Consider the following 13,914-nt stretch of genomic DNA (forward strand, 5'->3'; position numbering starts at 1 on the left):
AGGGTTACGTGATCTCCTGGACACAGTGAGAGCAGCGTATAGCTCACTTTCGGAACATGGCTGCTGACAAAAAATGATTTTGTTTTTTCCCCATCCTCCGTTTCGATATGGCAAACCGTGTAGCTCTTGCCATTGCGATTGGTCCTTTCCTCGGGGTGTCGAGCAACTGACCGTGTATCATTAATTCGTGACCTGCCATAATCGCCTCAATTCGGAAATTGCACCTTGATACTCGTTGCCCACTTTTCGCGGGTGAGCGCGTATCTACAAGCATCCGCTGCGTGATCGGGTGCTGTTGAATCTACGTCCTCGGGGTTTCGGTGATCCCTCGGGAGGGAGGGGACTGTCTGCCACCAATACCGACAGGAGCGACTGATATACAAACCCGGTTTGTCTGGTTGCCCCGCATCGGACAGCAGACGGCGCATGACCTGCCAGCCACTGATCCTTGCGCCCTTTTTCGCGCGGGAAAAGCTCACGCCAGCACGGCGGAACTCATCACCAATGGACCCGGACTGGCTGCCGGTTTTGTTAAAAATCGCGTCATCCGCAACACCGCGCGGGTCACACTCCCACCGCTTGCACATGGACAGAATCCGGCTTGCCTGATCGGGGACCGTGAGACCTAGACCTTGGTTGTCATCGTCGGGGTGTACTGTGGCCTCCTCGGCAACCAACACGATACTGCCACGCGGGTAGAAAAATCCTTCCCACTCGGCACCGGGGGACTCCGCACAAAGGTACGTTACCGAGGGTGCGGCACTGCCAAAATCGTGCGCCAGATAAGTGTGCCAGGGCTCAACATCGTCGTAGGGATCATATCCACGGCGCGGTGGTAGTTTGGGCCAGGGTTCAACCATGTTGCGGTGTTCGTCTATGACGTTGGAGAAGTACGCTCCGCGCAATACGCTCCAGTCGCCGTCCAGCCAGGCTTTGGCAAGCTCGGGATCGGTGGCGCAGGCAGCCATAAGGTTTTTGGCGTACTTGTCCCGGTCTATAAATTCGTTGTCGCGGTAGGTCGCAGATATGGTTACGAAGTCGGCGCCGGTTGCGGGGCATACGTAGGGCTTCCAGGACGCGCGCTGTGCGTATCTGCGGACCAACCAATGGTGCCCTTGGCCACCAGGGTTTGCGAGGATGAAGAAGCGCACCGGGACGCCTACGGGTGCCCGCAGTGATGACCGCAGCCGGTCCACCAGTACCGGGGAGGCATATTGTCCGGATTCATCAACCGCAATGTGTGAAAACGATTTGCCCTGATACTTCTGGAAGTCGGGTTCGCGCTCCAGTTGGTCCAGTTGAATGGTGGCACCACCGGGCAGGGTGAAGCGATGCTTCTGTCCGTCATGCCGCAGGGCTGATCCATATACGGCGGTGAAGTACTCCAGGAATTCGGCTTCAATATCCTGAAGGCCGGGGAATGACTTTCGGACCACCAGACACCGGGCGCGGGGACCATGCTGCTCAGCGTGGCGCAGGAACATAGCCGCCAGGGTGTAGGTCTTGCCGGGACCACGGCCACCACCGAGGAACAGGTCCATGCTCTCCGGTACTGACATGGCTTGCGCCTGCCAGGGTGAAAGCTGGTCGGGGCGCTGGTCAGTCGCTGCTGGCATTGGGCAATGCTTCCTGTTTGACCTGTATCGCTTCCAGATACGCTTGCGGGTCCATGGCGCTGGGCAGGTTGAACACCACTGAGACGCCACCACCGCTGCCCTGGGGCGCTTTCTCGCTGAGTCCGTGCCGAACTGCCAGCAATGTCTGTGCGGCCCGTGTATCGCCGTCCACGGCCCGGCAGTACAGGGCATCTAACAACTGGTCGCGCTCAATGGATAGCGCGGTTTCCCAAATGAGTTTTGACGGCGCATGCTCCTGCACCACACGGCGGAACTGATCCAGCGGCATACCTAAGGCAGTGGCTGCGGCTGATTCAGATAACAGGCCACTGGCGGCCATGCTCTCCAGGTGCTTACGGGCACCGGCTGGCAATTTCTCGAACGGTCTACCGCGTGCAGTCATGGTGTAATTCCCTTGCTACTGGTCCGAATACTGGTCATATTTTAACCACAAGCCCCCAACAATGACACCCATTATGGCGGGAATTATGGCGGGAACAGGATATAACAAACCATAAGTATCTGTTTTATATGATGGAATAGCGGACACATTGTCCGCCATGCCAAATATATATGTAGCTTTATGCGACATGTTGCGCGGTTTCCTCTCCAAGCAAGATTGCCAATTCATCCAAATCACCATCGGTCTCTTCCACATGGGTTCCGATTGCATTGGCCATTGCACGGACTGCCAGCCCGAATCCCTCCAGATCGCGTTCGCTAATGCCTTCCAAGTCAGCTTCGCCATGACGGCGGTGGATCAGGTCGCCGATTGTTTCCAGTGCGCCCTGGCATATGCTCATTTCGCGCTGGTGCCCTTGGATGCTCTCGATTAGTCGTTGGGGGGTTTTCATTGGTTGGTCTCCCGTAGTTGATCGGTGACGGACTCAAGCCGGGTGCTAATGTCATCCAGGGCAATCCCCATGACATATACCGCGCTGCCCAGCCCCGAGTGACCATGCTCGCCAGTGGCCGCGATTCCAATGCCCACAAGCCCCTCGCTCATGTGAACGAGTCGGTTGTGTATATCGTGCAGGGTGTCAGTGGTGTCGCTGAGTATGGTTCTGTCTAGGTCTTTCATGGTTGCTTCCTCTCAGTTGGCCAGCGGTTTGCTGGTCTTGTAACTCGTGGTGCTGGTGGGGAGCCGAATCATGTTTAGCCCCTTAAAACCTTTGTTTGCGGGCTGTGCCCTTGGTAGATATCTATAGAGGGTTGTTTCTCCGCACCACAGAAACAGGAAAAACAGCCTGTTAAGTAGTTTCTCCGCACCTCAGACGCTGATTTAGGGCTGAATTCGTTGTTCTGTGGTGTTTCTCCGCACCTCAGAAGGGTTTTAAGGTGTTTCTCCGCACCATCGAAAATCGAAATCATCACTTCAAGCTCCTGACTTTCTGACTGTGTGCACCAGGGTCCAGCTTTGGTGCTCCGTCCCATTTGTCCGTTGCCATCCAGGTCAGCCGGTACAGAATCGGATCGCGCTTTGCCCTTGGGTATCGAGTGACTTCAATCCAGCCGTATGCCTCCGCTTCCCGCCTTGCCCGGATCAACTCCCACTTGGTCCAGCCGTATGCGCCCATGACGCCCTCGGCGGCGCTCAGGTTGCCGTTGTTGAAGCCGTTGTACTGGCGGGCCAGATCACAGAGAAACGCCCTTGTGGGTTTCCTCAGGGCCTTGTAGTCCGGATGATCCAGAACCGCGTGCAGCATCCTGACAAACGGCGGTCCCGCCTTCTTGCGCCCGTTCGGGAGCATGCCCCTGCTGTTTGCCTGTCCTGGCATTAGCGAGTCCGTACCAATCGCCATTCATGCGACATGCTCAATTCACCGAATCGGTTTTTAATCTGCGGCTTCGGGAGATCCGCAACGATGGCCAGCCCGTGCCGCTGGAGTGCAGGCCGGACAAGGTTGGCGGCGGCGGAGATATTGCCGATGGCGCAGTCCCTAGCTATTTCATGGGTTAGCGCCGCCTCATTGGTTAACAGGTAGTCAAGCAGGCGATGGGCGGCAGGTGATACCGTCTCGCGCTTTACGGCTGTCACTGCTTCGTCAATACAATGTTGTGCTATCATCATTTCGGTCCTGTGGCGGGACTGATTTTTAGCGGCTCCTTTGGGAGCCGTTTACTATTTGTAAGCTCGGAAATTCCATAGCGGACAGACTGTCGAAGTACAGGCCCGGATATGATCCCTGAAGCCTGGTTCCAGGTGATCCGCAGTGCAGCCCATGCAATGAGCACACATAGCGTCGATAGCGGCTCGCAAGGACGTTGTGTTGCCTTGATTCCGTACCATGGGGTTGTGTTCGGGTCGGGCCGGTATCGTTGAATCTGGCGCGCTGCGGGCGTCATCCTGCGGCTGGTAGCTCATACTTCCCCCTGCTAGTCATTCGCAACGCTCCGCGCGCTGCATCGGCAATCAATGTAAGGTCGTCCAGGTCACAACTGATCGTCCATGGTCTGCCTTTGATCCGGGACAACACTTCCACGTCATCAACGAGAATTCGGCAGGTGTATTGGCCCCGGTCCAGCGTCACAGTGCGAGTGATGGCGGGTGCGATTGAAGGCAGCAAGATAGTTTGCGTGCTCATGCGGCGGCCTCCTCAATCTTTGTCCTTGCCCACTCCGCGACAATCCGCAGGGCTTCAGCTTTGCCGTAAGTGTCCGCAACCAGGCTCAGGGCCATGCGGAGGGTTTCTTCTTGAGGGGTTGGGTTCATGCTGCGCCCTCCACAGCCTCAATGACTTCAGAGAGGCGCCAGCGGGTGCAATTTCCGGTTATGCGAAGCGGAGGCGGTATTTTTCCCTCCTGACTCCAGCGCCAGATTGTTGCGCGGCTCACGGAATAGCGTTGCGCTAACTGAGTGTCGCTTGCAAACTCAGTCGGCGCGGGAGGCGGGTTGCGCTTACGCTTTGCGGGTTGCTCGGAGGTAGATTGTGCTGCCATTGTCTGCGGCCTCTTGCAGTGTGTTTATGCAAAGGTGCCACAGCTATTCGCGCTCAACCGGAAGCGAATACCGGGAAAGTTTTTCCGGTTGAAGATGGAAGGGTTCTAGCGGCGTCCGCCTTTGGGGTGAATGAATGCGCCCCCACAGTCGCCATCAAACACTGTTACAAGTGATTTTCTGATTTTTCTTACAGACTCTTCCGGCGAAGCCCAGTCAAGCTGGCGATCTGGATAAACGATGTTCAGAATGTTGTTGTAAGTGAGACTTTTACCGAGATATCCGGCCAACAGCATCACATCGGCATATTGCAGGACTCTATTTTTTGCCCAGCCTTTCATCCGCTTTTTTAGTGCTACATCGTCGGCACGGTATACAGGGCGGCGGCGTCTAGCGTGGCGCAACCACTCCGCAAACTGCTCAAGGATCACTTTGTCTGAAAAGTCCAGGTCGACTTTGCAGAATGGTCTATCTAATTCTGCGGCAGGGCGCTCCATCATCCAGGGCAAAATTGCGATAGCTGCGCGCTCGTCTTCGTAAAGATTTGAATCGAATTCTGCAAGTTCTTCCATTCGATTCTGGATTTTTTGGCGCTGCTTGGTGGCCTCCATCAAGACGGAAGAATAAATGTCAGTGAACTCCAATCCGCGGACGGGGGCACGACTTCTTGATTCGAAATCAGCCGTTCTGTAATCAAATGGGACAACGCTGCGTTCGGATCGGCGGTAATCAGTGTTCGGCATCGGCTCTTGCACAGTAAAACAGCATGCTCGATTAAATTCAGATTCAAACGCTTCTCTCCAATCCTTCGAATCATCGCCCCCTTTGATTTGGGACAATAATTCTCCGAGATAGCTGCGGACCTGAAAGGCCACTTCCCAGTCGTTAATCGAATAATCCGCAAGCGCATCATAGTAGCGGTGATCCAGACGGTTAGCCCCCGGCCTTTTCACGCACGATTGCAGGTGCTTGTGCAGGCTCTTCCCGGTGAGGGCCATTACTTACGCCCCCCGAAGGCCACCACACGGCCACCAGAGCGCGACGGCTCGCAATACTGCCCCCATGCCTCCATCATGCCCCGGCGTTCTTCCAGCAGCTCATTGCGGGCGTATGCGGTGCGGGTGGCGTCGCTGTTGACGTGTGCCAGGGCCAGTTCTGACCATTCATCGGGGAAGCGGTTGTTCTGGCGGCACCAGTCTTTAAACGAACTCCGGGCGGTACCGTGGGGCGTTGCTATGCGGTCCAGTATCGGGTCAATGTATCCGGGTCCGCCTTTCTTCAGGTCTGCGGCGTGGGCATCTTTCATCAACTTGGATAGGGCCATATCCGACAGCTCCACGCCCTTGCTGTTAGGGAACACCAGCCCGGCGGGGTTATCCCTCGGCAGGGCCTTCAACAGCTCCACGGCGGCGCGGGACAATGGAACTGTGTGCGCCTTGTCTGCCTTCATCCGGTCGGCACTGAGTCGCCATACACCGGCGTCTAAGTCGATTTCATCCCACGTCGCCAACCGCACCTCGCCAGAACGCGCGGCGGCCAGGACTGCAAACCGCAGGGCTTGGGCGCTAGGCGCATCCCGAGTCCCAATGTCTGACATTAGGCGGGGCACATCGGCAACCGGCAGCGCGGCGTGGTGCTTTCGGGCCTTGCCTGCGGTCTTGCGTAACTTGGCCGTAGCGGGCAACAGTGGTTCAAGGCAATCTTTCCACGCTGCCGGGTTGGGTGCGGTGCGTATCTTCGCGGCCCTTGCCCAATCGAACACGGCGGCCATGCGTTGACGCACGCGGCTGGCAGTCTCCGGCACCTCCGCCCATATCGGTTCCAGCACAGCCAGAACCTGGGGAGTCTCGATCTCTGACACTGGCAGCCTGCCAAGCTCTGGAATAACGTACTTTTCCAGCGTGGTGATCCATTGGGCAGCGTGCTTGGGGTTCTTGAATTCTTGCGCCTTAACTGCATGGCAACGCTTGGCGGCATCGGCAAAGCTCAATCCTCGGGCGGTAGCCTGGGCCAGCTTTGTGCGGTTGGCCTTGCGTTCCTCCATCGGATCCACGCCCTGCCGTATCTGGTCTTTAAGCTCACGGGCTTTGTTCCGGGCCTCTGCCAGTGGTACCTCGGGGAATCCACCTAATCCAATCTCCCGGCGGCGCTCGCCAACCATCGTGCGGAGAATCCAGCACTTTGCTCCGGCGGGCGTCACCACCACCTGAAGCCCCGACACGCCCCCCACTTTGTAGGTGCCAGGCTTGGCCAGCTTTCGCAGTTCGGTGGCGCTTAACTCTTTCGCTTGCTTCGGCATGATTCGAATCCCCCTTTTTACTCCCGCCATTGTTCCCGCCATAGGTAACACAATTGCATAGTATTACTTGCGACGGGCTAAGACAAGGGTATTGGGTAAACACTATAAATAAAGGGTTTATAGTGTCTTATGCCACTCTAAGGGGTTCGAAAAATGTAGACTCTCTCTCCGCCAATATCCCTTATAAAACAAGGCTCTAGGCTCTACCCAACTAACGGGGGATGGGCCGGTTTTCACTAAACCCGGTTGATGATGCCATCCCATCCACAATGGGTGGCTCTACCCAACTAACAATGGGATGGACTCCTCCTCACCCACTTTCGGCATCAAGTGCCACACTGAGTGTGCTGTCCAACAGTCACCAGCGAGGAGGAGGAACCCACAATGAAGAGGTTAAGACCCTCAGTCGGTAATTTTCAAAGTTTCTGAACCCATACGCTCTCCTGGACATCATTTCCATCTTGTTGTGGAAGCCCTCAGTGACCCCATTGCTCTTCGAGAATCGCCACATGGCGGTGACGGGCTCCAACCAGGATGTGAGGGTATTCGCCAGCCGGTGAAGCGGACTGGCGTGAAGCTGTTTGATCAATCTGAGTAGCTTGGGCAGTGCTCTTTCAGCCCGTTTCCGGGTCAAGGTTTTCAGGAGTAGCAACCGATTCAGGCGCTGCTTGGCTTCGTACAGGGCGTTTAGCACCGGGAATGCGTTGAGGTACGTGCTGAGGTTGTCGCGCTGCTGGTGCGACAGGCGCCATTCATGACGGCGCATCAGGCTAATCAGGCCGCGGTTCTTGCGGCCCTCGGGATCGTGGTCCTGCCCCGGTACTGGTAGTTTTGAATTGGCGCTCAGGTGTCCTTGGCCTGAAGAATCTTGCCAAGCTGGTCATCTGAGAAGGGGTAGACGCGACTGCTTCACACAGCCATCGCTACACCGGTTCGGTGCGGATCACCGCAGGCGTAGGCCCTTTTGCCTTCTATATGGATCCCCTCGAAAGAACCGTGCAGCCAGTGGCGGGGGTTGACGACATCGAGCTCGACGCCTTCTTTGGCAGCGATTGCTGCAATGAGCTCCTCACCGATATCCTGTTCAATCAGACGTGACCCGCGACCCCAGTCGCCGCCGAAGCGCGGCAGGTTTACCGACTGTTCGATGCTCATGCCGAAGTCCAGGATATTGGTTATGTTCTGCACCAGATTCTCATACAGAGAAACACTCGGGGATCCGCATGCCAGCACTGGCTTGCCATTCTTTAATACCATGAGCGGGACAATACGGGAATTGAAGTGCGCGCCGCGCTCGGGCATGCCGGATGTATAGTGCACGCCCGAGGCGCAGATGCTGGTACCATCGATAAACAGGCCGTTGGTCCACGGCAGGGACATGCAGGAATGCAGCGCCGTGGCCACATTGCCATTGCCATCCACGACCGTGAGATGATTGCTACCGGTGGTTGCGGTTTCCAGCGCCCCGGGGTTGGCGGGCAATCGCATTGCCAGGTCCAGGGACTTCATGGCCTGCCTGGGTGGGTTTTTCAGTATCTTTTCATAGAGGCGCGCGGCGCGCTCGGGATCCAGTCGCTCCTGCCATGTGAGTTGCCGCCCCTTGTGATTGCGCTCCAGCGTTTCCGCCCATACCTCGTCCAGCGCCTTGAACATGAGGTAGCAGGTCTCAGCGGATTGCGAGGCAGGGCCCATTTTTTCCAGTTCGGCATGCTGGAGTAGCTGCAGTACCAGGGCGACATCGGTGCCACCGAAATCCGGTGGCGGCGAAGCCAGTGTTTCGTAGCCCCGGTAACGGCCTCGGGCCGGCTCCTCCCAATATGCTTCGTAGCGGGCAAAATCCTCGGGGTGATGCTCCCGCCACGTTGCTGTACGATTCTGGAAAAGTGCTCGGCGTAAGCGCCGTGATAGAAGTAGTCATTTCCCTCATCTGCCAGACGCTCCAGCAGATCGGCGTAGCGCTTTTGGTAGAGTTTCTCCCCCGGTTGCACAAGGCGCCGGCCCGGCATGAAGACCTCCCGCCCCTGCGGATTGGTACCGATCTGTTCCAGCATGACGAACATTTCCCCGAACAGGAACGGGTGAATCTCGAATCCCTCCCGGGCGTAGTGGATCGCAGCTGCCATAACGTGCTTGCGGGGCAGGGTGCCAAAGCGATCCTGCGCCCCCTGCCAGCCAGCCCAGTAACCCGGCACGCAGATATAGTCCCCGGTAGTGGAATCTGCCGCTTTGAATTTGGAAATATCGATATCCGGATGATTCAGGGGCGGGCATTGGTGCCGTTGATGTAGTAACTTTTTCCCGTCGAGGCTTCATGATACAACATGGAAAACACACCGGTGATCGTCGTCATATGTGGCTCAACCACTGTCTGCGCCAGCGCCGCGGCACAGAGACCGTCTACCGCGTTGCCCCCCGACTTCAGCGCTTCAATAGCTGCCCGGGTCGCCAGGGGATGAGTGCTCACCGCCACACCGCCGGTACCCGAGACGCCCTGTTTGGTGGACTCAAATTCGGCCTGCTCTATAAGGTCGCGGCGCGCCCGGTCACTGAGTGGGCGCCACTCTCCACGGAGCAGTGTATTGGCATAAAGAGGAGCGGCCGCGGTCAGTGCCGCGGCACCGAGAAAGCTTCGCCTTTTCATAAGTAGACACCCTGTTCGTCGAGCATGTAAGCACGGTCTATTTGTTCAAAACAGTCTTCACGTGCTGCTCCAGCCCAGGGAGGGGCATGGCACCATAATCCAGTATCGCGGTATGGAATTCGCGTATATCGAATTCCTGACCCATGCGTGTCTCGGCAGCTTCGCGGATGGCGCGGAATTTTTCGTAGCCCAGTTTGTAGGCCAATGCCTGCGCTGGCAGGTCTGTGGAGTAGCGCAGGGTCTCGGTGTTCACTTCTTCCTCGCTGGAGAACGTGTTATCGAGCATGAACTGGCGCGCCTGCTGCAGGGACCAGCCGAAATGATTCATGCCGGTATCCAGCACCAGGCGGGAGGAAATGAAACTGTTGAAGAGCAGCCAGCCGTAACGGTCATAGGGGTCATCCATTATGCCCATCTCGAGCGACAGGCTGGCGGCGTAGTTGGCCCAGCCCTCGGTGAACGCGGCGTAGATCAGACCGGTCAGCTTGCGAAACTCAGACAAGTCCTCGTTTTCGCGCTGGGAGGCGATATGGAAGTGGTGCCCCGGAATGAGTTCGTGGTAGATCAGGGCTCCTGTCCACACCATGGGCCGGCTTTCCAGATTTGACCCGTTGTAGCGGTAGAGCCCCATCGGATTGCCGGGTGACGGCGCCTGGTAATAACCGAAGGTCATGCCGGCCTCCGCTGCCGGGTCCAGCCGCCTGACCCCGTAGGGTGCCTCTGGCAGCGTTGAGAAATAATCTAGAATATGAGGCTCGATACGGTCTATGTAGGACTGGTAGCGCTGCTCGACTTGCCGTGGAGTTCGGGCAAGAAACTGCGGGTCTGCCCCCATCTGCTGGTGAAACGCCGCGGCGGTGCCTTCGAAGCCGAGTTCATTGCGGATAGCGGCCATCTCGTCCTGAATTTTCTCAAGATAGTCCAGGCCGTGTTGATGAATTGCCTCCGGATCAAGATCCAGGGTGGTTTCCCGGCGGATGGCGAATGCATAGGCCGCGGCTCCGCCTGGGTATTGTCCCAGGCCTACCGACTCCGGCGCTTGCTCTTCGTAGTCGGCCCCCAGATAGCCCAGCAGCTTATCGATAGCGGGAAAAAGCCTGCTTTCGAGTAGCGAGGGAATCCGGTCGGTCAGTTCGCGGCGCAATGTATCGTCCAGCGCCGTCATCCGGTCGGGGGCAACCGCTACCAGTTGCGGTAGATCCCGGCGCAGACCGTGAAATACGTTCCGCACACCGGGCAATGCCGGCTTTGGTAGACGAATACCCCGCTGTGCCTGTTGCTCGAGCCGCTGTTGCTGATCATTCACGAAGCGGCCCACATCCTCCACTAGAGCCAGATAGGCCGCGACGTCCCCGGCATCCTCAAGCGCAGCGTTGCCCAGTGCCACGGGAAGCAGTGTGCTGAAGGTATATCCGGCCTGGTACGGGGTGACATTGAAGCCCAGCCAGAAGTGGTCCAGTCCCTCTATTGCCATCGTCAACTCGCGTCTCAGTATGTCGTGAGTCAGGCTGTCGTTGTAGGGCAGGGCGTTGCGATCCACATTCCGCAATCGCTCAAGCAGGTCTCGCAATACCGCGACCCTGCGCCGGGCTGTGTTCAGTGTCTGATCGGGGAGGGCGGTCACCCGCTCGCCGGATATCAATTTGAGATAGGGGTTAGTGTTGACAACATACCCGACATACTCATCGCTGATCGCCTGCAGTTTCTCTGCCGCTACGGAGGTATCCGGCTCCGGATGTCGTTCGGTTTCTACGGGAGACGAGGCCTCGCCCTGTCGGGATCTGTCACCTTCCGGAGGGGTGCAGGCGGTGACTGCGAGCGTTACGGCAAGCAGCATCAGGGGATAATATCTGGTCATCGTAACTCTCTCCTTTGTGAGTCCCGCAGGACCCATTAACAGGCTGTTGAAAAACAGCCTGTGTGGTGTCCCTGTTAGCGCAGCGATTTCATGTCTATTGCCACATCGGCAGGCGGATCGATACCGAGCAGGTGCTCCACAAAGTAATCGAAATGCCGGCGCAGCACATATCCCTCCTGCGAGGCCCCGTGAGTGCGATTGGGGAGATACAGCAGGTCAAAAGGTTTGTTGGCGTCTATAAGGGCATCCACCAGCCGGAACGCCTGGCTCTGGGGTACGTTTTCGTCCATGTCACCATAGACAATCAACAGGTGCCCGCTGAGACTGTCTGCCATGGCAGTAATATCCAGCATCTCCCAATTGACCGGCTTTTCGTCCGGGCTGGAACGCTTTGTCCCGCCATCCGCGTATGCCGGGACGCCGACGGATTGCTCAAAACCGGGGTAGAGTGCGGCATAGTCGTAGACACCGGCACCGGAGACGCCCACGTGGTAGAAATCCGGCCGCTCCATCAGGGCCTGGGCGGTGAATGTGCCGCCCCAAGACCAGCCGTAAATGCCTGCCCGGTCTGTGTCAATTTCGGGGTGCCGTTCAGCGAGTTGCTTGATCGCCGCCACATGATCCTCAATACCGACCCGGGTAAACTCCGTGTACCCGGCGTCACGAAACGCATTGGAACGCAGTGGCGTACCTCGTCCATCCGTGGTCACGACGGCAAATCCCAGAGCTGCCAATGCATGCGTGGCGCGGATCGCGAGAGTCCCCATGTAGGCCTCGGAGAAATTGCGCGGCGCCACCGATATCTGGGGTCCGCCGTAGACCGCGTCGACCACCGGGTGTCGGCCTCCAGGCAATTCACGATTGGGAGGAAAATAGACAGTATAGATATCAGTTTCACCGTCCGCCGCTGTGACCGCCTGTCGCACAGGGGCTTGCCAGCCTGTGGCGTACAGGGCACTGGCATCGGCGGTTTCCAGAGGCATGATTACCTGCCCGTCACGGCTGGAACGCAGAACCGCTACGGGGGGCTCATCAACCCGGGACCAGGTATCGATAAAAAGGTTCGCGTCGGGTTGTATCAGTGGCGCTGCGGGCCGCATGCCGTACAACACCGTCATGGTTAATACCGGGTCCGGGGGGAAATGGTGGTCGGCATCGGGAGGTGTCAGCAAAGTAACATTCCCGTCATCCAGGGACGCCCGGTAGAGGTGCCTGAAATAGGGGTCGCGGCCCTTTTCGCGCCCGCCACCTGTAAAGTAGATCTCGCGCTGCTTTTCATCCAGTGCATGTATGTCCTGGACCAACCAGTCACCAGAGGTAATCCTGTTTTTCAGGCGACCGGTCTGTGCGTCATACAGATACAAATGTCCCCAGCCGCTTCGATCTGAATACCAGATTACGTCCTCACCATCATCGACAATGCGGATATTGGACCGGTTGTATTGTGCGCTGTTGCTTTGTGCCCGTGTCCTGGCCTGCTCCTCGATTATGATTTTTGAGCCGCCGGAATTCAGATCCACACGCAGCAGTGCGAGGTTCTTGCTGCCGAGAGTCTGCAACAATATGAATGCCTGCGCCCTCCCGGCGCTCCAGCCCAGCACGTTGCCCTCCATACCCCCTGCGTTGTAGCCGTCGGGAACGTCGATCTGCGTGCGTGCTCCTGTCTGCAGATCGAAGACAAAGAGGCGCGTTTCGGGTATCCCCACGTCACCGGAGAAGGGTTGACGTACCTCGTGCAGTATGGGGCGCAATGTATCGTCCGTGGGTACCCATTCGACATAGGGGTTGACTTCCACTGCTCGCTCGTCCGTCAGGGAAGCGACCAGATAGCGGTCATTCGGTGAAAACTGCACGCCCCAGGGCGGAAGCGCCAGGTCGTGCTTCTTGATCTGGATAGTCATCAGGGACGTGTCCGGCAGTTTGCCCCAGGCCCGGTAGGGTTCACCGTCGTCGGTCAGGGGCCTGCTCTCTCCGGAACCCGCAGACTCCAGGACAAGATTGTTGTCCTCGCTTCGCAGGAAGTATTGGCCGGTGTTTGACACCAATGCGCCTTCGGGAGGATGCCGGAGTCTTTCCGACTTACAATCCATCGTCTGTAGATTGCAGGTCACGGACTTGTCGCCCACCACCGCTTTGAGGGAGGTCAGCGCGTCATTCAGCGCTACGGATTTGAGACCGAGATTCCCGGGATCTACCGGCTTTTTGAATACATCAGCCAGGGCATCGGCAAGTGCCTTGTGATCAAACGCAGGCCGACGCTGCACTTTTGCCGGGTCGACCACGACGTATTCCTGCCCTTGTTCCGTATCCCGCCGATACCAGAATCCACCTTCATTTCCCAGCCAGTGCGGCACCACCCGGTCGTTCTTTACCAGTCCTTTCAGATTGCCCTCGAGCAAACGCTCTGCCATTTTATAGTCTTCGGGCTTGATGCCGAAGTCACCCTGGTCTGCTTGCGCTCGGGTCAGGGCGGCGGACGGTAATAGAATGGCAAGAAATACGGTGACTTTCCACAGCCTCGGTACGATAGTCATTGAATGTACTTCTCCCTCAGTCCTGCAT

General features: G+C 57.5%; 13 protein-coding genes and 2 pseudogenes. All 15 read right to left on the bottom strand.

Annotated features, from left to right (window positions below; genetic code table 11):
- Positions 1 to 206 precede the first annotated feature (206 nt).
- The gene (locus G3T16_RS17840) at positions 207 to 1,616 is read right to left on the bottom strand and encodes a phage terminase large subunit (RefSeq protein ID WP_163496401.1); all 1,410 of its coding nucleotides are present in this window, start codon (positions 1,614 to 1,616) and stop codon (positions 207 to 209) included.
- Complete coding sequence (locus G3T16_RS17845) at positions 1,600 to 2,019, bottom strand: hypothetical protein (RefSeq protein WP_163496402.1); 420 nt, start codon at positions 2,017 to 2,019, stop codon at positions 1,600 to 1,602. Before G3T16_RS17845 ends, G3T16_RS17840 begins: the two co-directional genes overlap by 17 nt.
- 178 nt (positions 2,020 to 2,197) lie before the next feature.
- Positions 2,198 to 2,470 carry a hypothetical protein gene (locus G3T16_RS17850; protein WP_163496403.1) on the bottom strand — a complete coding sequence of 91 codons (273 nt, stop codon included), beginning with the start codon at positions 2,468 to 2,470 and terminating at the stop codon, positions 2,198 to 2,200.
- On the bottom strand, positions 2,467 to 2,697 hold the full coding sequence (locus G3T16_RS17855) for a hypothetical protein (RefSeq protein WP_163496404.1): 231 nt from the start codon (positions 2,695 to 2,697) through the stop codon (positions 2,467 to 2,469). The genes G3T16_RS17850 and G3T16_RS17855 overlap by 4 nt, the downstream gene beginning before the upstream one ends.
- Before the next feature lie 289 nt (positions 2,698 to 2,986).
- Positions 2,987 to 3,418, bottom strand: a complete 432-nt coding sequence (locus G3T16_RS17860; protein ID WP_163496405.1) for a hypothetical protein — start codon at positions 3,416 to 3,418, stop codon at positions 2,987 to 2,989.
- On the bottom strand, positions 3,394 to 3,687 hold the full coding sequence (locus G3T16_RS17865; protein ID WP_163496406.1) for a hypothetical protein: 294 nt from the start codon (positions 3,685 to 3,687) through the stop codon (positions 3,394 to 3,396). The genes G3T16_RS17860 and G3T16_RS17865 overlap by 25 nt, the downstream gene beginning before the upstream one ends.
- A 638-nt stretch (positions 3,688 to 4,325) precedes the next feature.
- A complete protein-coding gene (locus G3T16_RS23225) occupies positions 4,326 to 4,556 on the bottom strand; it encodes a helix-turn-helix transcriptional regulator (protein ID WP_163496407.1) in 231 nt (76 codons plus the stop codon).
- A 105-nt stretch (positions 4,557 to 4,661) separates the two neighbouring features.
- Complete coding sequence (locus tag G3T16_RS17875; protein WP_163496408.1) at positions 4,662 to 5,552, bottom strand: DUF6387 family protein; 891 nt, start codon at positions 5,550 to 5,552, stop codon at positions 4,662 to 4,664.
- Entirely contained in the window at positions 5,552 to 6,853 is a 1,302-nt protein-coding gene (locus G3T16_RS17880) for a tyrosine-type recombinase/integrase (protein WP_197911734.1), read from the bottom strand. Before G3T16_RS17880 ends, G3T16_RS17875 begins: the two co-directional genes overlap by 1 nt.
- A gap of 358 nt (positions 6,854 to 7,211) precedes the next feature.
- Positions 7,212 to 7,700 carry a transposase gene (locus tag G3T16_RS17885; RefSeq protein ID WP_269473313.1) on the bottom strand — a complete coding sequence of 163 codons (489 nt, stop codon included), beginning with the start codon at positions 7,698 to 7,700 and terminating at the stop codon, positions 7,212 to 7,214.
- A gap of 62 nt (positions 7,701 to 7,762) precedes the next feature.
- Positions 7,763 to 8,635: pseudogene (locus G3T16_RS22585) on the bottom strand (gamma-glutamyltransferase); the annotation flags it as partial.
- Between the two features lie 122 nt (positions 8,636 to 8,757).
- A pseudogene (locus tag G3T16_RS23230) lies at positions 8,758 to 9,045 on the bottom strand (gamma-glutamyltransferase); the annotation flags it as partial.
- A gap of 65 nt (positions 9,046 to 9,110) precedes the next feature.
- On the bottom strand, positions 9,111 to 9,494 hold the full coding sequence (locus G3T16_RS22595) for a gamma-glutamyltransferase (RefSeq protein WP_163496411.1): 384 nt from the start codon (positions 9,492 to 9,494) through the stop codon (positions 9,111 to 9,113).
- Between the two features lie 37 nt (positions 9,495 to 9,531).
- Positions 9,532 to 11,352, bottom strand: a complete 1,821-nt coding sequence (locus G3T16_RS17905; RefSeq protein ID WP_163496412.1) for a DUF885 domain-containing protein — start codon at positions 11,350 to 11,352, stop codon at positions 9,532 to 9,534.
- A 74-nt stretch (positions 11,353 to 11,426) separates the two neighbouring features.
- Positions 11,427 to 13,886, bottom strand: a complete 2,460-nt coding sequence (locus G3T16_RS17910) for a S9 family peptidase (RefSeq protein ID WP_163496413.1) — start codon at positions 13,884 to 13,886, stop codon at positions 11,427 to 11,429.
- Positions 13,887 to 13,914 lie beyond the last annotated feature (28 nt).

The sequence above is a fragment of the Kineobactrum salinum genome (assembly GCF_010669285.1).
Lineage (GTDB): Bacteria > Pseudomonadota > Gammaproteobacteria > Pseudomonadales > Halieaceae > Kineobactrum > Kineobactrum salinum.

Coding starts and splice junctions, on each gene's coding strand:
- G3T16_RS17840 (WP_163496401.1), bottom strand. CDS start 1,616: ATGCCAGCAGCGACTGACCAGCGCCCCGACCAGCTTTCACCCTGGCAG.
- G3T16_RS17845 (WP_163496402.1), bottom strand. CDS start 2,019: ATGACTGCACGCGGTAGACCGTTCGAGAAATTGCCAGCCGGTGCCCGT.
- G3T16_RS17850 (WP_163496403.1), bottom strand. CDS start 2,470: ATGAAAACCCCCCAACGACTAATCGAGAGCATCCAAGGGCACCAGCGC.
- G3T16_RS17855 (WP_163496404.1), bottom strand. CDS start 2,697: ATGAAAGACCTAGACAGAACCATACTCAGCGACACCACTGACACCCTG.
- G3T16_RS17860 (WP_163496405.1), bottom strand. CDS start 3,418: ATGGCGATTGGTACGGACTCGCTAATGCCAGGACAGGCAAACAGCAGG.
- G3T16_RS17865 (WP_163496406.1), bottom strand. CDS start 3,687: ATGATGATAGCACAACATTGTATTGACGAAGCAGTGACAGCCGTAAAG.
- G3T16_RS23225 (WP_163496407.1), bottom strand. CDS start 4,556: ATGGCAGCACAATCTACCTCCGAGCAACCCGCAAAGCGTAAGCGCAAC.
- G3T16_RS17875 (WP_163496408.1), bottom strand. CDS start 5,552: ATGGCCCTCACCGGGAAGAGCCTGCACAAGCACCTGCAATCGTGCGTG.
- G3T16_RS17880 (WP_197911734.1), bottom strand. CDS start 6,853: ATGCCGAAGCAAGCGAAAGAGTTAAGCGCCACCGAACTGCGAAAGCTG.
- G3T16_RS22595 (WP_163496411.1), bottom strand. CDS start 9,494: ATGAAAAGGCGAAGCTTTCTCGGTGCCGCGGCACTGACCGCGGCCGCT.
- G3T16_RS17905 (WP_163496412.1), bottom strand. CDS start 11,352: ATGACCAGATATTATCCCCTGATGCTGCTTGCCGTAACGCTCGCAGTC.
- G3T16_RS17910 (WP_163496413.1), bottom strand. CDS start 13,886: ATGACTATCGTACCGAGGCTGTGGAAAGTCACCGTATTTCTTGCCATT.